Consider the following 22,349-nt stretch of genomic DNA (forward strand, 5'->3'; position numbering starts at 1 on the left):
ATTTTAAAAATTTAACTTGCAACGAAGATAAGAATTTACACGCAACATGCTGTTCATATACAATATTGCAATATTTATTTATAGCCAACTTTTAAAGCTATTTTCTTTGTTTGTCCCGAAAGCAAAACTTTTTGTACAAGGTAGAAAAAACTTATTTAAAAATATCGAAACTGCTTTAAATACAAACCAGAAGACCATTTGGTTCCATTTTGCATCCTTAGGCGAATTTGAGCAAGGCAGAACAGTTCTTGAAGCTTGCAAACAACACTTCACCAACCATAAAATAATCTTAACCTTTTTTTCGCCTTCTGGTTATGAAGTGCGAAAAAATTATAATCATGCCGATTATATTTGGTATTTACCATTAGACACTTCGCATAATGCAAACAAATTTATAAATCTTATAAAACCAGATTTTGTAGTTTTCACGAAATACGATTTCTGGTATCACTATTTTAATGTCTTAAACCACAAAAAAATACCGCTTTACCTAATTGCAGGATCTTTTAGAAACGATCAATTATTTTTTAAACGATACGGTAATTTTTATAGGAATATTTTAAAAAACATTAATTTCTTCTTCTTACAAAACAAGACTAGCGAAAGTCTTTTAAATTCTATTGGCATAGTAAACACCATAACAACTGGAGATTCTAGGTTTGATAGGGTAATTGAAAACACAAAAAATGCAAGTAAAAACGAGATTGCGGAAAAATTTAGCAACCATCATAAGGTTATTGTCTGTGGAAGTACATGGCCCCCAGATGAAAATATCCTCGCAGAAATTGCAATGGATTTCCCTCAATTAAAATTTATAATTGCCCCTCACGAGGTTCATGAAAATAACATCAAAAATATTGAAGCTAAATTTAAAAGCACGGTAAGATACAGTAGCATTATTAATAAAAAAGAAGACATAAACAACCAACAAGTTTTAATTATAGACAATATTGGTATACTATCCCAACTTTATCAGTACGCCTATTTAGCGTATGTAGGAGGAGGATTTGAAACAGGCTTGCACAATACGCAGGAACCTGCTGCTTTTTCAAAATCAGTAATCGTTGGCCCACATCATGCAAAATTCCCTGAAGTAGGCGAAATGATAGCATTAGGGGCTTGTAAAAGCATAAATAGCGCCAAAGAATTAAAAGAAATTTTGGAATTAAATCTACTTAATGAAGATACTGGCAAAATTGCAGGCGAGTATATCCATCAAAATGGAGGTGCCACAAAAATAATTATGAATTACTTAAAAGAAAAGCACCCCTTAATTTAATTTTTGGATAGATCTTCTAATAAATCAATAAATCGAGGATCTTCGTTTAAGCTCTCTACTAACTGAACATGCTCTCCACCCATTTCCTTGAATTCGTCATTGTATTCAACCGTAATTTCATATACAGTTTCTAAACAATCGGCAACAAAAGCTGGACTAAACACAAGCAATTTTTTCTTCCCCTCTGCAGCCATTTTTTTCAGAATATCACTGGTATAGGGTTGTACCCAAGGCTCCTTACCTAACCTAGATTGAAAGCAAACAGTATAATCTTCACGCTTAATTCCCAATTCAGAAGCAATTAATTTTGCAGTTGAATGCGATTGAGCGCTATAGCAGAACTTATTATTTTCATTTAAATTTTCACAACAATTATCCTTTTTCAAACAATAATTCCCTGTATGATCACACTTAAGCAATTGGCGCTCTGGCAACCCATGGAAACTGAATAAAAAATGATCAAAGTTTTCAATTTTATATTTCCTTGCATTATCTGCAAAAATGCTAATCATCGATGGATGATCGTGGAATGAATTTATAAACTTAATTGGCGGAATTGTAAACCATTTCCCAACAATGCTCATCACTTCCTCAATTACAGAACCAGTAGATGCAGAAGCATATTGTGGGAACAATGGAATCACCACAATTTTATCTACCAATGCCTTTTTTAAATTCTCAAGTGCAGATTCAATAGAAGGATTTTGATAGCGCATAGCCAATTCAACTATGTAATTTTCACCTAATCTTTTCTGAAGATTTTCTTGCTGTATTTTACTGTAATACAATAAAGGTGAGCCATTCTCATCCCAAATTTTACTGTAAAGTGCTGCAGTTTTTGGACTTCTGAAAGGCACTATAATTCCTCTAACCAATAAATTTCTATTGAAAGCCGGAATATCAATTACTCGCTTATCTAATAAAAATTGTTTCAAATATTTTTTAACATCTGGAACAGATGGACTATCTGGAGTTCCTAAATTGACTAATAAAATACCTATTTTCTGCACTTTCTAAGAATTATTTTTTGATTATTTTAGTTTAAATACTTGAAAAATCTATAGACTTTCAAGCTGGGATTTTACCTCTTCCATTAACCACATAGGGGTTGATGTAGCACCGCAAATTCCCACTTTTTCATTTGTAGAAAACCAACTCGAATCTATCTCATCTTTATTGGAAACGAAATATGAATTTTGATTATATTTCTTACAAACATCATATAAAACCTTACCATTTGAAGATTTTTTACCAGATACAAAAACGATTTTATCAAAACCCTGAACAAATCGCTCCAATTCCTCATATCGGTTACTAACTTGCCTACAAATTGTATCGTTTGCTTTTACATCATATCCTCTGGCAATAAGCTGATCTTTTATCTGATAAAATTTATCTGTACTTTTTGTCGTTTGACTATACAATGTGAATTTATTCGGCAATTCTACAGTATCTAATTCAGTTATATCCTGAAAAACTATCGCCTTGCCATCTGTTTGTCCCTGCAAACCAATTACCTCAGCATGTCCGTGTTTACCAAAAATTAATATTTGTTCATCTGAATCATAAGAATTTTTTATTCGATTTTGAAGTTTCAAAACCACTGGACAAGAAGCATCAATTAATGTTAGATTATTCTTTAATGCCAATTCATAAGTAGATGGAGCTTCACCATGTGCCCGTATTAGCACTTTTTCATCTTTAAGTTCCATTAAAGCATCATGATCAATAATTCTCAACCCTTTTGCCTTTAACCTATGTACTTCTTCATCATTATGAACAATATCACCTAAACAATAAAGATATTCATCATTCAATAAAATATCTTCCGCCATCTCAATAGCATAAACCACTCCAAAACAAAATCCTGAAGCATTATCTATTGTAACGTTTAAATTTAAGCTCATTTAATATATGATTATAATACAAAAATAGGTATTTACAATGGTTAAAGGAATAAATATAATGAAGTGAAAAGCAATAATTGCGCAATAAAAATTATAGCCCCCATTTTTGGTTTTAAAGGCAGATGTAAGGCGTAAAAAAAGTTAAGCAAAACATAAGATAATACAAACCATAAAAGGTAATTTTTAAAAGGTATTAAACCATTCTCCCAAGTCCAATAATTCAGCTTAACCGCTACAGGCTCTAAAAACAAATCAAATATCACGATGAACACGCTTCCTATTAATGCGCGAATCATAGGATTCAAACGCTTTATTAAATAAGTAGTTTGTCCAACTGCATATATCCAATTTATAAATAATACGCCCAAAAATACTGGCACGGTTGCAATTTTAACGCCTAAAGTTTCTCCAAATTTATACTTGCCAAAAAATTCACCAACATTTAATCCTAATATTTCTACCAACATCACGCAAGAAAAAACACCAAAAGAAAATATCGAAAAACTCTTTAATGCTTCCTTGTTTAAATATAAAACAAATAATAATAAAGCAACAATTGATAATGGTATCGCCTTTATAAAAAAGGTTTGAGTAGGCTCATACATGATGCCTAAAAAGCCAATTAAATGGTATAATATAAGTAATAAATAAAATCTATTGTCTCTATTCAAAAGGCTAATTTTCAAGATATCTAACTTAAATAAACACCATCATCTTCACCCTCAATATCCAAAACCACTTCTACATGTTCCTTTAATACGGTAGCTAAGTTTAACCCAACAAAATCTGTTGCAATTGGAAAAACCTTATGACTTCTGTCGACCAAAACCACCGTTCTAATTTTTTTATGTGGTTCATTTAAAAATGCACTAAATCCGTAGGCAAGTGTTCTTCCACTATTTAAAACATCATCTACTAAAATAATAATACTGTTTTTAAATTTTTCGCCTTCCGCATTTAAATTTACTTGAACAGAATTTTTCTTGGTTTCAACATTTAACTGAACTGATTGAATAGAAAATGATGCTATTTTACTTAAAACAAACTCTATTCTTTTAGCCAAAATAAATCCCCTCTCACCCATTCCCGCAATAACAACTTCCTTCTCGTCTAAATTATCCTCTAAAATTTGGTATGCTATTCTATTTATTTTTTGTGCGATTTGATCTTTGTTTAAAATCAAAACCTTAGCTGCAAGTTCTTTATTTGCCATTGTTATTTTTAAAACGATTTTGTAAATTACAAATATTGCGATTAAATTTCATCCAATTTGCAACTTTTATCAAGCATTTACGTCTTATCTTAAAATTGAACGTTATGAAAAACAGTAATTTTAAATTATTCGCCGTTGTTTCTTTTTTATTTACCCTAATTTCTATTCATTCCTTTGCACAGGAGAATTTCAAGAATTTTTCAGTAAATAATGTTAAAAGTGTATCTGTTTCAAGCGGAATTAATCTAATTATCAGACAACAAGGCAATGAAAATTTAAAGGTAGAAGGCCCTAGAAATTTACTTTCACGATTGGAAGTAATTAATGAAGGTGGACACCTAACCATAAGATTTAAGCAGAATACTTCCTGGAATTGGAATTTTAATGACAAAGGACTTAATGCCTATTTAAATATTAAAAATTTAAATTCTATAAAAGCTAGTGGTGGTAGCGATGTAATTTCATACGGTATTTTAAACTTTCCATCATTAAAAGTAGCTGCCTCAGGTGGTGCTGATGTAGAATTAAATGTTCGCGCTAATAATTTATTATTAAATGCAAGTGGCGGTGCAGATATTAAACTAAAAGGTGTTACACGTAATATGGAAGCTAATGCATCTGGCGGCAGCGATATAGACGCTAAACATCTAATTGCTCAATTCGCCAAAGCCTCAGCAAGTGGTGGCGCAGATATCACTTTAAATGTGGTTAAAGCGTTAAACGCTAGTGCTTCAGGTGGAGGCGACATAGCTTATATTGGCGACCCACAAGTAACCAAAAACAATAGTAGAAGTGGCGACGTAACTAGAATAAGAGATTAAATTTTACTCTTATCCTTACTTAAATGGGTAAAAAATAAAATTTGCCCCATCAGGAACAATTACAAACACACACATATAATCCTCGGGTCTTTTATAATTTTTTATAAAAGACTCTTTTTTATCTGGATGAATTATCCCTTTCTCAACAAACTCTTCTAAAGTTGATGCTTGTATAGTCCACTTAGTATTTAACTCTTCCCTGTTTAAAATCAATTCCCCAATTTTCACTTCATGTTGGTGCGCTATAAAAATAGGATATAATGATATTCCTTCCACCATAATCTCTACAGATACTTCCTTTATAGAATCAGAATAAAACTTCAAATCCTCTTCTAAACTCACTAATGGACTAACTTTCTTTGGTGCTTCGTTAGCATTTATATTTTCTTCATTCATCACTTCTTCCAAATTAAATTAACTCTAACTGTATTACATTCTCAACATGTTGCGTATGTGGAAACATATCTACAGGCATTATTTTGGTGACTTTATACTTTTCCTTTAACAAAATTAAATCTCTGGCTTGGGTAGCTGCATTACAACTCACATAAACAATACGCTTACACTCCATCTCCAATAACCTATTTACTACATCAACATGCATCCCTGCTCTTGGGGGATCAGTAATTACAACATCAGGAATACCATGAGCTTTAATAAAATCACCTGTCAACAAGTCCTTCATATCACCCGCATAAAATTTGGTATTATGAATATCATTTATTTTAGAGTTGAATTTTGCATCTTCAATTGCATCTGGCACATATTCTATTCCAACAACCTCTTTAACCTCTTTAGCAATGAAATTAGCAATAGTCCCAGCTCCTGTATATAAATCGTAAACTAAATAATGTGGCTCCAATTCGGCAAAATCACGTGTAATCTTATATAATTCGTATGCCTGATCAGAGTTTGTTTGATAAAATGATTTAACCCCAATTTTAAATTTCAAAGCTGGATGTGCCTCATCTGAAGGCATCTCTTCGAAAATATGATCTCTTCCAGAATAAACATTTATCTCTTGGTCAAAAATAGTATCGTTCTTTTTCTGATTTACTATGTATAATAATGATGTGATTTCTGGAAATTGAATTTTAACAAACTCCATCAGATTATTAATCTCATTTTCCAATGGATAAGCAAAAACCACACAAACCATTAATTCTCCAGAACTGGTTTTTCTAATGATTAAATTCCTTAACGCCCCTTCATGATTACGCAAATCATAAAAGCTTATTCCATTTTCTAAGCAAAAATTGCGTATCTCATTTCTGATTTTATTACTAGGCTCTTCTTGTAAATAACAATGATCAATATTTAAAATTTTATCAAATCTACCCGGGATATGAAAACCTAGCGCATTGTATTCTAACTCAGAGATTTCAACATCTTGGTTTTCAAGCCATCTTTTGTTAGAGAAAGTATATTCTAATTTATTTCTGTAATAAGTAGTCTTAGCTGAACCAAGAATTGGGAGCATTTCACTAGTATCAGTTTTCGATAAACGCTCTAATGCGGATGATACCGTTTTTTGTTTATAAATTAATTGGCCTTCATACGACATATTCTGCCATTTACAACCACCACACACACCAAAATGCGTACAAAATGGCTCTACTCTATACTTAGAAGGTGATTTAATTGCATGAATTGATGCTTCAGCAAAATTTTTCTTCTTTTTATAAATTCTTGCATCCACAACATCTCCAGGAATAGCCTTTTCAACAAAAATTACTAAATCCTCATGTTTTCCAACTCCCTTTCCCTCTTCTGCAATATCAATAATTTGAACATCCTCAATAATCTGAACTTCAAATTTTTTCGTTTTCCTACCCATTAATGCAAATATACGGAGAATGAGTAAGAGAATATAAAAATTTAAGCGAATGAATATCCAGAATCGTGGATACTTAAATTAAAAATCCAAACAATAATAAATTTCAATAAAATTAAATATTAACACTATCAGTTTGCTATTGTTACTATATTTTAGAAAACATTCACTTCGCATCTAAAATTATGTAAAATACACAGTACTTATTGCCTTAAAGAAATATTTTTATTTAGATTCGCCACAATTAAACCAATAAACTATGGTTTAAAATATAAGAAACAGAAAAATTAAACTATAGAAACAAAAAATACACATGAATGTTAATAAATTAATTATGAAGTTATTTTTTTCAATATTTTTATCCTTGACTTCATTTGTATCATTTGCTCAATCAAATACAACAGGCGGACAATACTATTTCAATAAATATATTGCAAATCCAGCCTTTGCAGGTGAAGATGACGGTATGAGTATTTTTTTAGGTATAAGAAAGCAAATGGCAGGCATACCTGGGTCACCCCAAGATTATTCTATTAATGGTCAATATAGAACAGGGAAAGTTGGTTTAGGCTTTAATTATTACTCTGAAAAAACAGGGATACTTAGACAATCGAAAGCATTATTAACCTATGCATACCATTTAAATTTAAACGGATACAATCAATTACATTTTGGTGTTTCAGCTGGTGTTAACTACGATAAAATTCTTAAACAAGATTTAATAGGCAATCCCAATGATCCTACATTAAACCAAAATGATATTGATAGAACAAAATTAAATGGAGATTTTGGCATGGCTTTTACAAATAACGAATTAACTGTACAAGTTTCACTACCAAATTTAAATTCATTGTTTAACAATAATCAGAACCAATTTGCCTTTACAGAACAATTTATGGGAGCAATAGCTTATAAATTAAACACCAATGATGTTCAGATTGAACCTAGAGTAGGAGTTAGGACATTTAGAAAAGTTGATAATTTTTATGACTTTGGTGCTAGATTTGGCTTCTTAGAAAACAAACTCAATTTTATGGGAATGTATCATAGCTCTAACGCCGCTAGTTTCGGATTAGGAACACTTACATTTAATAATAAACTTGCAATCCAGGCAATATATACTACAGAAACAGGACAAATTAAAACCAATTCAAATGGGAATTTTGAATTAAATCTTAAATATCACTTATTTTAAAAATGAAGATTTGGGGAATATAATAATATTCTTAAATTATGATTATTTACCAATCACGCGAATTATATACCCCAAAATACCTTCAAATAAATTAAAAGTAACATCAAATTCTTGATCTAACTGTACAGACATTTCTAAGACTTCATTACTCATATACACCTCCTTTTCTGTAAATATAACAACTTTTATACCCAAAACCAAATTGGTATATTAAAAAATTGTTGTTATTTTGTTAACTTAAAGTTGATACTTTAACACTTTCTTTATACATTCATAATTCTGATTTTTGAAATCAAGAGAATAAATTCACTCATCCTAAAATTGAGCTAATTATTAATCACAATTAATTAATAACTCAATAACATGAATAACATTGGATTTAACATTAGAAGAATTAGAGGTTTAAGAGGATTTAAACAAGCCTATATGGCACATGCATTAAAGATTTCCATTAACAGTTATGGAAAAATTGAACGAAATGAAGTCAACCTAAAAATAAGTCGATTAGAAGAAATTGCGCTTGTTTTAAAAACAACAGTAGAGCACATTTTAACTTTTGAAGAAAATGATTACTTCAAAAAAAGATAATCTATAGTGCCGCTTTAACTAGAAAAGGAAGCATATCTTTCTGGAAACTTACAAAGTTTTTTCTTACATCTGCTTCACTAACTGAGGTGAAGGCAAAAGAAAAAACTATACTTTTACTAGCCTTTAAAAGAAATGCTAAACCATTTCTTCGCGATGGATTATTTTTAAAATGATCTAATTTAAGGTATGCATGCAATAATAAGGTTTCTAACTGATCAGATAAATTTTTTAAAAATTCCTGAGAATTGGTGTTTTGTTTTACAAAATCCCAACCTATAAATTCATTACAAACGGTATAAGACAACCTGCAAGTACGCATTACTAAAGCCTTTAAATGCTCTTCTTCATTCGCAAATTTGGCTTTATTATTTAGAATCTCATTTAAATTAACATCTAAATAATCCATTAAAATGGTATCTAGAATTTGTTCCTTACTTTCAAAATATTTGTAAATCGTTGCTTTTGCTATTCTAGCCTTTTTTGCAATTTCATTTACACTTGTTTTATGATAACCGTATTTTTTAAAAAGGTCTCTCGAAGCGATAAATACACTTTCTTTTATTTTAGCTGCTTCCATTAATTCGTTACTATTAAATTATTCCCGGCAATGGTTACAGAATATCTTTTTAATCCAATAACAGCAGGCGCTTTAACTGGACTTCCATCACTTAATAAAAATTTAGCGCCGGAACATGGATCTGTGGCCGTTATAGTTGGCGAATCGAGTTCTATAGCACAACGCTGGTTAGGATTTACGGTACTACAACGATCGAAAGCTACGTATCCATTTGTTCCTCTATAAATAATTAAACCTGCTAAACCATATCCATCTATCGTTACGGCACCCCCAATACTATTTAATCTATTTAATCTAGGGTCAGTTAAAGGCGCAGAAAAGTTTACAGGAACATCAATTAAGTTTTCCTCCATTTTCGCACAACCAGTACTTATAAGTACAAAACCGATTAAAAGATTAAATAACTTCATTAAATAAGGTTTGAGGTATATTGTTTTAGAAAACGAACATCGTTTTCAGAAAACAAACGCAAGTCTTTAATTTCATATTTTAAATTGGCAATTCTTTCAATTCCCATACCAAATGCAAAACCACTATACTTTTTACTATCAATACCACAATTTTCTAAAACATTAGGATCTACCATTCCGCAACCTAATATTTCTACCCATCCACTCCCTTTACACATTTGGCAACCATCTCCTTTACAGATACTACATTCAATATCCATTTCTGCTGATGGCTCTGTAAACGGAAAATAAGAAGGGCGGAATCTTACTTTTGTTCCTGTTCCGTATAACTCTTGTACAAAATAGAAAAGGGTTTGTTTAAGATCAGCAAATGACACCTTTTCGTCTACATATAGCCCTTCTATCTGATGAAAAAAGCAATGAGCTCTAGCAGATATGGCTTCATTCCTATAAACCCTGCCAGGCATTATAGCTCTAAATGGCGGTTTTCCTTGTTCCATTAACCTTACTTGAACTGAGGATGTATGAGTACGCAAAGCAATGTCTCCATTTTCTGCATCTTTCTTAATGAAAAATGTATCCTGCATATCTCGAGCAGGGTGTTCTTCAGGAAAATTTAATGCAGAAAATATATGCCAATCGTCTTCAATTTCAGGTCCTTCAGAAACTGTAAAACCAAGTTTACTAAATATCTCTACAATTTCCCTCCTCACTAAAGCCAATGGATGCCTGCTACCGATATCGATTCCGGTACCAGGTAGGGATAAATCCAATTTATTAACTGGCTTTGAATTCGTATTTAAACTGTTGCTATGCTCAAATACAGCTTTATATTTAGCTTCAGCTAATTGCTTAAATTCATTAAGAACTTTCCCAAGTGTTTTTTTCTCCTCGTTACTTACTTCACGAAATGCATCGAACAATTCCTTAACAATTCCTTTTGAACCAAGGAAACGGATTCTAAATTGTTCTATTTCCGCAGGGTTTGTTGAAGAAAAACTTTCAATCTCCGAACTATATTGATTTATACTATTTTGCAACATAATGGTAAAGATACGGCAAAAAATTAAAGCTTAGAAGTTAACATTTATATTTTTACAGCCAATATTGTGAATTTTAAAATCTTAATGATCTATAAAAACTAAAAAGGGTCTATCGCGTAAAACGATAAACCCTTTCTATAAAAAGTATTATTATAGTTAAACTTTAATTTCTACTTCTACTCCACTAGGAAGTTCTAATTTCATTAAAGCATCTACAGTTTTAGAGTTTGAGCTATAAATGTCTAATAAACGTTTATAAGCACATAATTGAAACTGCTCTCTAGCTTTTTTGTTCACGTGTGGTGAACGTAAAACTGTAAAGATTTTCTTTTCAGTAGGCAATGGAATTGGACCACTAACAACTGCACCTGTAGGCTTAACTGTTTTTACGATTTTCTCAGCAGATTTATCTACTAAATTATAATCGTAAGATTTTAATTTAATTCTAATTCTTTGGCTCATTTTAATTTAATTAAGATTATTGTTAGAGCTATTAGTAACAATAATCGGGTTTATTATAATAAACCGATGTTATTGCTAACATCGGTTGTTTTAATTATTCAGAAATTTTTACTTTTCCTTTAGACTTAGCAATTACTTCGTCTTGAACATTCTTAGGAGCTTGTTCATAATGATCAAATTCCATAGTTGAAGTAGCACGACCTGAAGTAATGGTACGTAATTGAGTTACATAACCAAACATTTCAGAAAGTGGAACCATCGCTTTAATAACTTGCGATCCTGCACGAGTGTCCATACCTTGAAGTTGACCACGACGACGGTTTAAGTCACCCATAACATCACCCATGTTTTCTTCTGGAGTTAATACTTCAATCTTCATGATTGGCTCCATTAAAACTGGTTTACATTTTGGTAATGCTTCACGGAAAGCCTGACGAGCTGCAATCTCGAATGATAATGCATCTGAATCGACTGCGTGGAATGAACCATCAATTAATCTAACTTTCATATCCGGTAACGGGAATCCAGCGATTACACCGTTAGACATTGCCGAAGCAAAACCTTTTTCAACTGAAGGAATATATTCACGAGGAATAGCACCCCCTACAATTTCATTTACAAATTGTAAACCACCTTTTTCGTAATCAGGATCAATTGGAGATATAATAACTTGGATATCCGCGAATTTACCACGACCACCAGTTTGTTTTTTATAAGTCTCACGGTGTTGAGTTGTTCCAGTAATAGCTTCTTTATAAGCTACTTGTGGAGCACCTTGATTTACTTCAACTTTAAATTCACGTTTTAAACGATCAATTAAAATATCTAAGTGAAGCTCACCCATACCTGAAATAACTGTTTGACCAGTTTCTTCATCAGTTTGAACTTTAAAAGTAGGATCCTCTTCAGCTAATTTAGATAAAGCCATACCTAATTTATCTACGTCCGCTTGAGTTTTTGGCTCAATTGCTAATCCAATAACTGGATCAGGGAAATTCATAGATTCAAGGATAATAGGATGTTTCTCATCACAAAGTGTATCTCCTGTTTTGATATCTTTAAATCCAACTACAGCAGCAATATCACCAGCTCCAACATTAGGAATAGGGTTTTGCTTGTTAGCGTGCATTTGGAAGATACGTGAAATACGCTCTTTATTTTCTGAACGAGTGTTATAAATATATGAACCCGCCTCTAAATTACCCGAATAAACACGGATAAAACATAAACGACCTACGAATGGATCTGTTGCAATTTTAAATGCTAATGCAGCAAATGGCTCTTTAACATCTGGTTGACGAACTACTTCTTCACCAGTTTCAGGATTTGTACCTTTAATACCTTCAACATCCATTGGAGAAGGCAATAATTCCATTACATAATCCAACATAGTTTGAACACCTTTATTTTTGAAAGATGATCCACAAACCATAGGAACAATTTTAGCATCTAAAGTAGCTTTACGTAATGCATCTAATACTTCACGCTCTGTAATTGAATCTGGATTATCGAAAAATTTCTCCATTAAAGACTCGTCGTATTCAGCAACTGCCTCTAATAATTTCTCTCTCCATTCAGCAACTTCATCCAACATTTCTTCAGGAATTGGAACTTCAGTAAAAGTCATTCCTTTATCATGCTCATTCCAAACAATACCTCTGTTGTTAATTAAATCAACAACTCCTTTGAAAGCATCTTCAGAACCAATTGGAATTTGAAGTGGCACAGCGTGGCTACCCAACATGTCTCTAACTTGCTTAACAACTTTTAAAAAGTCTGCACCTGAACGGTCCATCTTGTTAACGAATCCAATTCTAGGAACTGAATAGTTGTTTGCTAAACGCCAGTTAGTTTCAGATTGAGGCTCAACACCATCAACCGCTGAAAACAAGAACACTAAACCATCTAATACACGTAACGAACGGTTTACCTCTACGGTAAAATCCACGTGTCCGGGTGTATCAATAATGTTCATATGATATTTATTACCTCTATATGCCCAGTTAACTGTAACTGCTGCTGAAGTAATTGTAATACCACGCTCTTGCTCTTGTGCCATCCAGTCTGTAGTAGCAGAACCTTCGTGAGTTTCTCCTAACTTATGGTTAACACCTGAATAATATAATATACGCTCTGTAGTTGTAGTTTTACCTGCATCAATGTGAGCTGCGATACCTATGTTTCTAGTATATTTTAAATCTCTTGACATTTTTTATGTATTAAACGAGTATTATTGTAAAATTAAAAGACTAGAATCTAAAGTGAGAGAATGCTTTATTAGCTTCTGCCATTTTATGTGTATCCTCTTTTTTCTTAACAGCAGCACCCTCTCCTTTTGCAGCAGCAACCATCTCACCTGCTAATTTCTCTTTCATGGTTTTTTCACCACGTTTACGAGCGTATAAAATTAACCATTTCATACCCAAGGCAATTTTACGATCAGGACGAACCTCAGTTGGTACCTGGAAGTTAGCTCCACCTACACGGCGACTCTTAACTTCTACCGCTGGCATAATGTTAGTTAATGCTTTTTTAAATATTTCTAATCCGCTTTCTCCAGCTTTTTGCTCAGCTAAATCAACCGCATCATAAAAAATACTGTATGCAATGGATTTTTTTCCATCATACATCATGTTATTTACAAATCTTGTAACCTGAACATCGTTAAACTTTGGATCAGGAAGAATGATTCTCTTTTTTGGTTTTGATTTTCTCATTTCTATTTACCTCCTGATTATTTTTTTCCTTTTGTCGGTGCAGCTGCCTGACCCGGTTTAGGACGTTTTGTACCATATTTACTACGACGCTGATTTCTTCCAGCTACTCCAGATGTATCTAATGCACCACGAATAATGTGGTAACGTACTCCTGGTAAATCTTTAACACGACCACCACGAATCAATACGATTGAGTGCTCTTGTAAGTTGTGACCTTCTCCAGGAATATAAGCATTCACTTCTTTCCCGTTAGTTAAACGTACACGCGCTACTTTACGCATTGCTGAGTTTGGCTTCTTAGGGGTAGTTGTATATACTCTTGTACATACGCCTCTTCGCTGTGGACAACTGTCCAACGCTGGAGATTTACTCTTAAACTCCAGTGCTACTCTACCTTTCCTAACTAATTGTTGAATGGTTGGCATTTTGCTTTTTTTTCGTTTTTTTGTTATAAATTTTTATCCCATTGAGAACAAATCTCAATTCGGGTTTGCAAAGGTAGAAATTTAATTCGACAGAATCAAGAATTGATTTACAAATATTTATAAGGTTTTACGCACTCAATTATTTGATTAAGACTAGATTCAGTTAACCTATTAAATCTAGCTACCTAAGAGTGATGCCACAGATGATTATATTTTTTAACGCTTCTTTATAACGATAGTTCTACCAGTTACAAGTTGAAATGAAAAACACAGAAACAATCCGTCGTCTTTTACCTCAATGGCTTCTACCAATCCGGTCTTACTAAAGGTATCAGTTACTAAATTCCCAATTTTAACTTCTCTTAAGATTTCCAAGGGTGTTTCTGCTGTTATTCTAATCATTTTTCTTAATATTAATCAAATGTACATTTTCGCTGAGAATAAAAACAGTGAACTTAAACGTTTCGATTTTGAGATCTAATATTAACAATGCTCAAATTTTAAAAACAACCCAGTGGTATATACGAAATGATTTTTAATAGCTTTATTTAGAATAAATGATGTTCTACATCCTAATTACCGCCAATTTGTTCCTCTTAAGCAGATTCCACCCAACGCATCATTATGAATCGAAATGCAGCAAAGGATCTATTCAATTAATATCATGAAAAGGAATTTCATAATTTGAAGGATCTTTAGCTACATTTCGTTAACCTAAAGGTTGAGCTTCTACAATAACAGTATTTTAAAAGTTATGAGAATTATTTCTTTAGTCCAATTTCTCTTAATCTTTCATCCAAATATTCGCCTGCAGTCATATCACTAAATAATTTCGGATGATTTTCATCTATACAAGATGGCAAACTTGTTAAATCCATATCACTTCTTGGATGTAAAAAGAAAGGAACAGAATATCTAGAGGTTTTCATTAATTCTCTAGGCGGATTTACAACCCTATGCGTTGTAGATTTAAGTTTATTATTGGTTAAACGCTGAAGCATATCGCCTACATTTACTACTAAATCAGAATGGTGCGCTTTAATTGGTAGCCATTCTCCTTGAGCAGTTAAAACTTCTAATCCATCTGCACTAGCACCTATTAATAAGGTTATTAAATTTATGTCCTCATGAGCACCAGCTCTTACAGCATCTGCTGGCAAAGCATCTGGATTTTCTATTGGAAAATAGTGAATTCCTCTTAAAATAGAATTTCCATTATGAACATGTTTATCAAAATAGTCAACAGGCAGATTTAAATAAGTAGCAATTGCTCTTAATAAATATTTCCCATTACGTTCTAATTGCACATAAATTTCTCTAGTAACTGTATTAAAATCAGGAATCTCTTTTAAAAATTCATTTTCTGGATATTCTGATTTAATAACATCTCCATCACTAACAACTTGCCCAATTTGCCAAAATTCTTTTAAATCAGCAGTTTTTGCTCCTTTAGCTGTTTCTTTTCCCGCACTGGTATAACCTCGCTGACCCGCCAATTCCGGCTTTTCATAGTGCTGCTTTACAGCTGTAGGCAAACTAAAAACACCTTTAATGTTTTCATAAAGTTTGTCTATTAAATCCTGACTAATACCATGATTAGTTATGGTTACAAAACCCGAATTGGTAAACGCTAATCCTAGGTCGTTGCTAAATTTTAATTTTTGCTCTTCAGTCCCATTTATATAAGAACCTAAATCGAGACATGGAATATAAGGTGAAGACATATGAATTCTAATTTTTATCTAATTTAAGAATTTATTAAACGATTAAATTATTTTTCAAATCTAAGCATTAAAAAAATGACAAAAGTCAAGAACAACTAAGTTTTATATAAGTTTATCTTTGATATTTAAATCTTTACTTTATGAGACGATTAATTTTTCTTGCTTTAATTTCACTCTATTCAAGTGTTAGCATAGCACAAAATAAAAATCTGCAAAGAGCAACGTTTGGAATGGGATGTTTTTGGTGTACTGAGGCAGTTTTTAAAAGTTTAAAAGGCGTATATAATGTAAAATCAGGATATGAGGGTGGCCATGTCCCCAACCCAAGCTATCAAGAAGTAACAACTGGCGAAACTGGCCATGCAGAGGTAGTAACGCTTCAATTCGACCCAAACATTATTTCCTATAAAGAATTATTAGAGATTTTCTGGAAAATTCATGATCCAACAACCCTAAATAGACAAGGAGCTGATGTAGGCACGCAATATCGATCTGTAATTTTCTACCATAATAAGGAACAAAAAGTTTTGGCTCAAGAATATAAAGATGCAATTGATAAGGCTAAAATATTTAAGAATAAAATTGTAACCGAAATTACGCCAACTAAAACTTTTTACGTTGCAGAAAATTACCACCAGGATTATTATAACCTAAACAAAGAGAACCCTTATTGCAAACAAGTTATATTACCTAAACTCAATAAATTAGAAGCGCTATTTAAGAGTAAATTAAAAAATAGATAACAAAAATCATGAATTAAGATGTTAAAATGATAGATTTTCACCAACTAAATAGAAGATCTGAATTTTACCTATTTTACAAAGGAAGAAATATTACCCTCGAATGTAACCCATAACCTTTAAATCAAGAATTAATAGCCCCTAATTTTCATAAAATTTTAGGGGCTTTTTTTTGTCTTGTGAATAATATGATTGATATTGTTTTATCAAACTCCGCCCGCCTTTTTGTTTAAAAATTAAAAATATCTATCTTAAATTATGTTAAAATCACCGATTTAAGTCCTTTCAAAAATTTTAATCAATATATTAGCGGGATGTTACAGCCTTTAAAATCTTTCTTATTTATACTCGTATTTTTAACGTTTTACCAAAATGTTAATGCTCAACAAGACGCTTCTACGGTAAACTCAATTGTTACTAAAGTTCAGGAATTTGATAGATCTAGTCCGGTTGAGAAAATTTATATCCATTTCGATAAACCTTACTACGCATCAGCAGATACAATTTGGTTAAAAACTTATGTTACACGTGGACAAAACCAACCTACTGATTTAAGTAAAATTGTGTACGTCGAGTTTTACAATGAGTTCGATTCCTTAATGACTCAACTTAAATTACCTGTTACGGATGGAGGTGCTGCAGGTAACATCCCACTTATAGTTGACAAGTATAAACAAGGAAATTACTATATAAGAGCTTACACTCAATGGATGTTAAATTTTGGGTCTGATTACTTCTTCTATAAAAATATTCCAATTGGACAGGGAGTAAATAAAAAGGTAAATACCAATATTCAATATATTAAAAATGCAGATGGGAAATTATCTGCAAAGATTATTTTTAAAGATCCTAATCAAAAGATTCTAAGTGCTAAATCTATAAATTGGCAACTCCTTTCCAATTTCGATGTAATAAATAAAGGAAAAGTAAATACAGATGCTACAGGCGCAATTATTGTCCCAATAATTAATGATCCTAAAAAGGACGTTCTAGGCAAAACCGCTCAAATTGGTGTAACTGTAGACTTAGGTGATGGTTCCAAACCCATAAATACTACAATTACATTACCCAAAATTGTAGGCGATTACGATGTTCAATTTTTTCCAGAAGGAGGAGATTTATTATTAGGTATACCGCAGCAAATAGGATTTAAAGCAATTGGGGCAAATGGATTAGGAGTAGCTATTAAAGGGGTTATTTTTGATAAAAACAAACAAAAAATTACAGAATTCAATACATCTCACCTAGGAATGGGTAGTTTTTATCTAAATTCTGAAATTAATAATTCCTATTCTGCTGAAGTAAGCTTCCCAGATGGCACATCAGCTTCATTTAAATTACCAGAACCGAAAACTAAAGGAATTACCATTCAAACATCCTCATTATCTAAAGAAGAAATAAATGTAAAGTTAATTGCCACACAAAATTTAATTGATGAAGAAGGCAATAAATCATTTTATGTTATTGGCCAAATGAATGGCATTGTTTACTTTTCTGCTACGCTAAATATTCAAAAACAGTTAACAGCTTTTAAAATCCCGAAAACAGATTTACCTTCAGGATTACTTCAAATTACACTTTTTAGTCATACTGGTTCTCCTGTAAGTGAGCGATTAGTTTTTGTGCATAAACCAGCAGAATTTAACTATACAATTAAATCAGATAAACCTAGTTACGGTATTAAGCAATTAGTGAAACTTAATATAGGCTCAATTGATACAGCCAGTTATAAAACTTTAAAGAATTTTTCACTCTCTGTAATAGATGAAAGCAAGGTCCCTTTTGATGAAGATGCTGATCAATCTATACTAAGTACATTGCTCTTAACTTCAGATCTAAAAGGTTATGTGGAAAAACCTAATTTCTATTTCAATAATATCAATGATGATAAATTGCTAAAACTAGATATTCTGATGTTGACTCAAGGATATACTAGATTTGAATATAAAAATCTATTGAATGGATTATATCCAGATATTAAGGTTTTGCCAGAACAGGGTATAAATATTACCGGAACTTTAAGAAGAAAAACTGGACTTCCTGTAAATAAAGGAACTTTATTGTTAACCATACCTGATATTAGATTTAATAAACAGATAACTACCTCTACAGTTGGGAAGTTCTCATTCCCTGATTTGGTTTTTACAGATTCTTTAGAGGTTGTAATTACTGGAAGGTATAATCCAAATCCATCTGATTTAATGCTAATAGTAGATGGATTCCCTGAACCAGCTTATAGCTCAAATAAAAATTCTGCTGATAAAATTGAAAATATTGATGTAGCTATTGCAAAATATTTAGAAAACAATTCAAAGCAATATCGTAATCTTCAATTCATTGAAGAGGTGGAGTTTAAATCAACAGCAGTAAAAAAACCATCGCACAGAGACCACCCTGCATTGAGTACATTACCTATGATGGCAGACGATGAAATAGATGCCTCATATATTATGCCTTGTAATGTGCTAACTCAATGTTTAAGAACTAAAATTGTTGGGGTTACTTATTTCGAAAACAATTTTTACATAACAAGAGAGTTTAATGCAGGAAGTAGAATTCCAATGTCTATTTATTTAAATAACTTCCTAATAGACTTTAATTCACTAACTACAATACTACCAAGCGAAGTGGTGAACATCCAAGTGTTTTTAAGAGATCCAATTGGTCAAATTAGTAAAGCCAATAACACCAGTGGGGTTCTTGTTATAAACACAAAAGATATTAAAAACAATCAGGGCGAAAAAATTTCATTGAACGATTTAAAAAGCCTAATCCCAGAAGGACATACTGTAAAATATAAGCCAAAAGGATATAGTTTAGAGCGAAAATTTTATGTACCTAAGTACAGTGTAAATCCAGCCGAATTAAATTTTACAGATCTTAGATCTACAGTTTATTGGAACCCAAGATTAACTTTTAATGAAAAAGGGCAATCGAATGTTGAGTTTTTTAATGCAGATGGACGAGGAAATTATAAAGCTACTTTAGAAGGGATTGATGAATCTGGTAATGTAATAAAAACTGTGTTCAAGTATATCGTAAAATAGATTGAAATATTTTTAGACAGAATTACATCTGAAAATTTTACGATTTTAAAAAAAAATAAAAGCCGGAATCAATGATTTCCGGCTTTTTTACAAACTAATCTTTTCTATCTGTATGTGTTTTTGTACAAACTAATCCTTCTTCAGTAATTTCGTATGTACTTTGATCTTCTAAGCATATTAAATAGCTAAAGCCTAAATATTCAGCCAATTCCCTATCAAATTTAATTTTTGTGCCAATGGGTAAGCCCAATGTTAAATCAACTTCCTGATTTCTCCAGTTTTTTGATTGTAATGCCAATCTTGGAGATAGGTAGATGGTATCCTTACTTATATGAAATTTATAATCTATTGCTCTAGCATTATCTAACGCCTCTTTAAAGTTAGATCCTTGTGATTGAAAATTCTTTGATAGATATGCATTATTATTGGCACTGGCTACAAAATCCAATTTCACATTTCTAGGGTAATTATATGGATTGTTATCATAGTCATCAATAATTATAAATTTCGAAGGCATATTTAATAGGCCATAGTTTAAACTATCAAGTCTGTTTAAATTTTTAGACTTATCTAATTCTAAGACGTAAGTTTTAAGAACTGGAAGATTTACTTTTTCTGTTATTTCTGCTGTTTCTTTAAACTCACTAGATATTCTAGCTATGTAATAAGCTGATGAACAAACTCCAGCTATCCATATCACCAACAATGAATAAGATAAGGTTCTATTTATTACTTGCTTATTAAACAAATAACGAATTGATAATAAAACTAAAATTAAAATCGGAATGAATAATGTAATAAATGAGGCTAATAATATTCCATCATGAAATTCCGGATTAACTATATTCAAAGGAAAATACAACATGGTATTTTCATCTAAAAACCCTACAAAACTTGCAGTTGTGATGATTAAAATCAACATAAAACCAATACCGAACAGTATCACAAAAAACGCAATAGATTTTATAAAAAACTGGGCTAATGTTGAGAATATCTTTCCAATAAACTTAAATATATCACTTATAACACTTACCAATTGCGCTGGAAACGACTTGTCGAAACTCTTGGCAAATAGCATTTCTTCTTCAAATCTCTTTTTAAATCCTTGAAGGTCCGGTACTTCTCCATGCATAGCCATTTTATCTAATCGTCTTTTTGCAGGCGGAACAATTAACCAAAGGGCTAGATAAAAGATAATCCCAAATCCCCACAAAAAAATAAAAACTAAAAACAGCAATCTTATTATGTTAACACTGACATTTAAGTAAGGCGATAAACCCGCACAAACCCCGCCAATTATTTTCTTATCAACGTCTCTGTACAATTGTTTTCTTGCCGATTGAAAAGTCATGTTCTGATCTTCTTCGCTCTCTTCAAAGTCAGCTGGATTACCCATCACCGCTATTACCTCTTGTACATCATGATAATTGATTACTTGTTTTTGATGAGTTTTCAATTTCTCCAATAATAGTTCTGCTATCCTATTTTCAATATCAGTTACTATTTCTAAATCGTCTGTAGATTTATAAAAATGTTTCTTTATACCCGTTAAATAGGTTGTTAAAGACTCAAATGCGTCTTCTTCTAAATAAATTATTGAATTTCCTATGTTAATTGCTAATGTCTTTTTCATCTCCTATTTATTTATGGTTTCCGATGTGTTCTTTCTCTGTTTTGAGCAGTTTATGGCATATACCAATTCGCTCCAAGTGGTGTCTAACTGCTCCAATATTTCTTTTCCCTTTTCTGTAAGCATATAGTATTTACGCGGCGGACCAGTTGTAGATTCTACCCAGTTATAACTTAATAACCCATTATTCTTTAATCGAGTTAATAAAGGATATAAGGTTCCCTCTACTACCAATAATTTGGCCTCCCTTAATTCTACAATTATATCTGAAGCGTAAATCTCAGATTTAGATATAATTAGAAGCACGCAATATTCCAATATACCTTTACGCATTTGGGTTTGTGTATTTTCAGCTATCATATAACAAAGATATATGTTTTATAATGTACTATGCAATACATAGTACTATAATAATTTATAAAATACTGATAATCAAGTTAATAATTTTATATTAATAGAATAAAATCAGGCAAATTTTAATTAATCGTCTCAGGAATACGATTTAATAAGCTTGCTAAAACTTAAAATAATTAAGGATGTTCTAATTAATAAGAATCAATTTTTTAGAACCTAATAACTGCATTAATTATGAGTACAATTTTAAAGTTGATTAATTTATTCTCCCCAACCTCTAGTATAGATAGATTTAATTATAAAACCATTGGAAGACAACAATGGATAAGTGCAGACAGATATTTTTTGTGTTTCTTATTTATTTTGGCGGTTTTAATAGCCAT

The 22,349-nt window shown here is 31.7% G+C and carries 24 protein-coding genes; 6 read left to right on the top strand and 18 right to left on the bottom strand.

The genetic code is table 11. The annotated features are described in order from the left end of the window. Nucleotides 1-46 precede the first annotated feature (46 nt). On the top strand, nucleotides 47-1,279 hold the full coding sequence (locus VRU49_RS00945; protein WP_330144896.1) for a 3-deoxy-D-manno-octulosonic acid transferase: 1,233 nt from the start codon (nucleotides 47-49) through the stop codon (nucleotides 1,277-1,279). Here VRU49_RS00945 and hemH read toward each other — a convergent pair. The 4 genes from hemH to VRU49_RS00965 are packed head-to-tail and all read right to left on the bottom strand — an operon-like array spanning nucleotide 1,276 to nucleotide 4,399. Further along, nucleotides 1,276-2,289, bottom strand: a complete 1,014-nt coding sequence (gene hemH / locus VRU49_RS00950; RefSeq protein WP_330144897.1) for a ferrochelatase — start codon at nucleotides 2,287-2,289, stop codon at nucleotides 1,276-1,278. The genes VRU49_RS00945 and hemH overlap by 4 nt on opposite strands. Before the next feature lie 48 nt (nucleotides 2,290-2,337). Further along, the gene (locus tag VRU49_RS00955) at nucleotides 2,338-3,186 is read right to left on the bottom strand and encodes a 4-hydroxy-3-methylbut-2-enyl diphosphate reductase (protein ID WP_330144898.1); all 849 of its coding nucleotides are present in this window, start codon (nucleotides 3,184-3,186) and stop codon (nucleotides 2,338-2,340) included. Between the two features lie 41 nt (nucleotides 3,187-3,227). Continuing rightward, a complete protein-coding gene (locus VRU49_RS00960; protein ID WP_330144899.1) occupies nucleotides 3,228-3,857 on the bottom strand; it encodes a carotenoid biosynthesis protein in 630 nt (209 codons plus the stop codon). Nucleotides 3,858-3,877: 20 nt separating this feature from the next. Continuing rightward, the gene (locus VRU49_RS00965) at nucleotides 3,878-4,399 is read right to left on the bottom strand and encodes a phosphoribosyltransferase family protein (protein ID WP_330144900.1); all 522 of its coding nucleotides are present in this window, start codon (nucleotides 4,397-4,399) and stop codon (nucleotides 3,878-3,880) included. A 104-nt stretch (nucleotides 4,400-4,503) separates the two neighbouring features. Here VRU49_RS00965 and VRU49_RS00970 point away from each other — a divergent pair, with 104 nt between their 5' ends. Further along, nucleotides 4,504-5,220 carry a head GIN domain-containing protein gene (locus VRU49_RS00970; RefSeq protein WP_330144901.1) on the top strand — a complete coding sequence of 239 codons (717 nt, stop codon included), beginning with the start codon at nucleotides 4,504-4,506 and terminating at the stop codon, nucleotides 5,218-5,220. Between the two features lie 15 nt (nucleotides 5,221-5,235). On the opposite strand, the gene VRU49_RS00975 is transcribed toward VRU49_RS00970, so the two are convergent. Next, nucleotides 5,236-5,616 carry a hypothetical protein gene (locus VRU49_RS00975; protein WP_330144902.1) on the bottom strand — a complete coding sequence of 127 codons (381 nt, stop codon included), beginning with the start codon at nucleotides 5,614-5,616 and terminating at the stop codon, nucleotides 5,236-5,238. Between the two features lie 13 nt (nucleotides 5,617-5,629). Next, on the bottom strand, nucleotides 5,630-7,057 hold the full coding sequence (gene rlmD / locus VRU49_RS00980; RefSeq protein ID WP_330144903.1) for a 23S rRNA (uracil(1939)-C(5))-methyltransferase RlmD: 1,428 nt from the start codon (nucleotides 7,055-7,057) through the stop codon (nucleotides 5,630-5,632). Between the two features lie 331 nt (nucleotides 7,058-7,388). On the opposite strand from rlmD, the gene VRU49_RS00985 reads away from it, so the two are divergent. After that, complete coding sequence (locus VRU49_RS00985; RefSeq protein ID WP_330144904.1) at nucleotides 7,389-8,249, top strand: PorP/SprF family type IX secretion system membrane protein; 861 nt, start codon at nucleotides 7,389-7,391, stop codon at nucleotides 8,247-8,249. A 42-nt stretch (nucleotides 8,250-8,291) separates the two neighbouring features. Here the strand turns inward: VRU49_RS00985 and VRU49_RS00990 are convergent, their stop codons facing one another. Continuing rightward, nucleotides 8,292-8,402: a phenylalanyl-tRNA synthetase subunit alpha gene (locus VRU49_RS00990; protein ID WP_330144905.1), complete on the bottom strand. Its 111-nt coding sequence runs from the start codon at nucleotides 8,400-8,402 to the stop codon at nucleotides 8,292-8,294. Nucleotides 8,403-8,612: 210 nt separating this feature from the next. Between VRU49_RS00990 and VRU49_RS00995 the strand changes: the two genes are divergently transcribed. Beyond that, nucleotides 8,613-8,837, top strand: coding sequence for a helix-turn-helix domain-containing protein (locus tag VRU49_RS00995; RefSeq protein WP_330144906.1), 225 nt, complete (start codon nucleotides 8,613-8,615; stop codon nucleotides 8,835-8,837). Nucleotide 8,838: 1 nt separating this feature from the next. Here the strand turns inward: VRU49_RS00995 and VRU49_RS01000 are convergent, their stop codons facing one another. The 9 genes from VRU49_RS01000 to VRU49_RS01040 all read right to left on the bottom strand — a co-directional run bounded on the left by VRU49_RS01000 (nucleotide 8,839) and on the right by VRU49_RS01040 (nucleotide 16,195). After that, on the bottom strand, nucleotides 8,839-9,414 hold the full coding sequence (locus tag VRU49_RS01000; RefSeq protein WP_330144907.1) for a TetR/AcrR family transcriptional regulator: 576 nt from the start codon (nucleotides 9,412-9,414) through the stop codon (nucleotides 8,839-8,841). Beyond that, a complete protein-coding gene (locus VRU49_RS01005; RefSeq protein ID WP_330144908.1) occupies nucleotides 9,414-9,824 on the bottom strand; it encodes a Rieske (2Fe-2S) protein in 411 nt (136 codons plus the stop codon). The genes VRU49_RS01000 and VRU49_RS01005 overlap by 1 nt, the downstream gene beginning before the upstream one ends. Beyond that, complete coding sequence (gene pheS, locus VRU49_RS01010; RefSeq protein ID WP_330144909.1) at nucleotides 9,824-10,867, bottom strand: phenylalanine--tRNA ligase subunit alpha; 1,044 nt, start codon at nucleotides 10,865-10,867, stop codon at nucleotides 9,824-9,826. Before pheS ends, VRU49_RS01005 begins: the two co-directional genes overlap by 1 nt. A gap of 156 nt (nucleotides 10,868-11,023) precedes the next feature. Beyond that, entirely contained in the window at nucleotides 11,024-11,329 is a 306-nt protein-coding gene (gene rpsJ, locus VRU49_RS01015) for a 30S ribosomal protein S10 (protein ID WP_008244591.1), read from the bottom strand. Nucleotides 11,330-11,423: 94 nt separating this feature from the next. After that, nucleotides 11,424-13,538: an elongation factor G gene (gene fusA / locus VRU49_RS01020; protein ID WP_330144910.1), complete on the bottom strand. Its 2,115-nt coding sequence runs from the start codon at nucleotides 13,536-13,538 to the stop codon at nucleotides 11,424-11,426. A 40-nt stretch (nucleotides 13,539-13,578) separates the two neighbouring features. Then, nucleotides 13,579-14,046, bottom strand: a complete 468-nt coding sequence (gene rpsG, locus VRU49_RS01025; RefSeq protein ID WP_330144911.1) for a 30S ribosomal protein S7 — start codon at nucleotides 14,044-14,046, stop codon at nucleotides 13,579-13,581. Nucleotides 14,047-14,063: 17 nt separating this feature from the next. Beyond that, nucleotides 14,064-14,471, bottom strand: coding sequence for a 30S ribosomal protein S12 (rpsL, locus tag VRU49_RS01030; RefSeq protein ID WP_330144912.1), 408 nt, complete (start codon nucleotides 14,469-14,471; stop codon nucleotides 14,064-14,066). A 216-nt stretch (nucleotides 14,472-14,687) separates the two neighbouring features. Further along, a complete protein-coding gene (locus VRU49_RS01035; protein ID WP_330144913.1) occupies nucleotides 14,688-14,873 on the bottom strand; it encodes a hypothetical protein in 186 nt (61 codons plus the stop codon). Nucleotides 14,874-15,232: 359 nt separating this feature from the next. Next, nucleotides 15,233-16,195 carry an isopenicillin N synthase family dioxygenase gene (locus VRU49_RS01040; protein ID WP_330144914.1) on the bottom strand — a complete coding sequence of 321 codons (963 nt, stop codon included), beginning with the start codon at nucleotides 16,193-16,195 and terminating at the stop codon, nucleotides 15,233-15,235. Between the two features lie 140 nt (nucleotides 16,196-16,335). Here VRU49_RS01040 and msrA point away from each other — a divergent pair, with 140 nt between their 5' ends. Next, nucleotides 16,336-16,938 (top strand): peptide-methionine (S)-S-oxide reductase MsrA, encoded by a 603-nt coding sequence (msrA, locus tag VRU49_RS01045; protein ID WP_330144915.1) that lies wholly within the window; start codon nucleotides 16,336-16,338, stop codon nucleotides 16,936-16,938. 311 nt (nucleotides 16,939-17,249) lie between these two features. Continuing rightward, entirely contained in the window at nucleotides 17,250-19,982 is a 2,733-nt protein-coding gene (locus VRU49_RS01050; protein ID WP_330144916.1) for a carboxypeptidase regulatory-like domain-containing protein, read from the top strand. A 94-nt stretch (nucleotides 19,983-20,076) separates the two neighbouring features. Here the strand turns inward: VRU49_RS01050 and VRU49_RS01055 are convergent, their stop codons facing one another. Both VRU49_RS01055 and VRU49_RS01060 read right to left on the bottom strand, forming a co-directional pair. Further along, the gene (locus VRU49_RS01055) at nucleotides 20,077-21,615 is read right to left on the bottom strand and encodes a PspC domain-containing protein (RefSeq protein WP_330144917.1); all 1,539 of its coding nucleotides are present in this window, start codon (nucleotides 21,613-21,615) and stop codon (nucleotides 20,077-20,079) included. Nucleotides 21,616-21,618: 3 nt separating this feature from the next. Next, a complete protein-coding gene (locus VRU49_RS01060; protein ID WP_330144918.1) occupies nucleotides 21,619-21,972 on the bottom strand; it encodes a PadR family transcriptional regulator in 354 nt (117 codons plus the stop codon). Nucleotides 21,973-22,349 lie beyond the last annotated feature (377 nt).

Source organism: Pedobacter flavus (assembly GCF_036324285.1).
Classification (GTDB): Bacteria; Bacteroidota; Bacteroidia; order Sphingobacteriales; family Sphingobacteriaceae; genus Pedobacter; species Pedobacter flavus.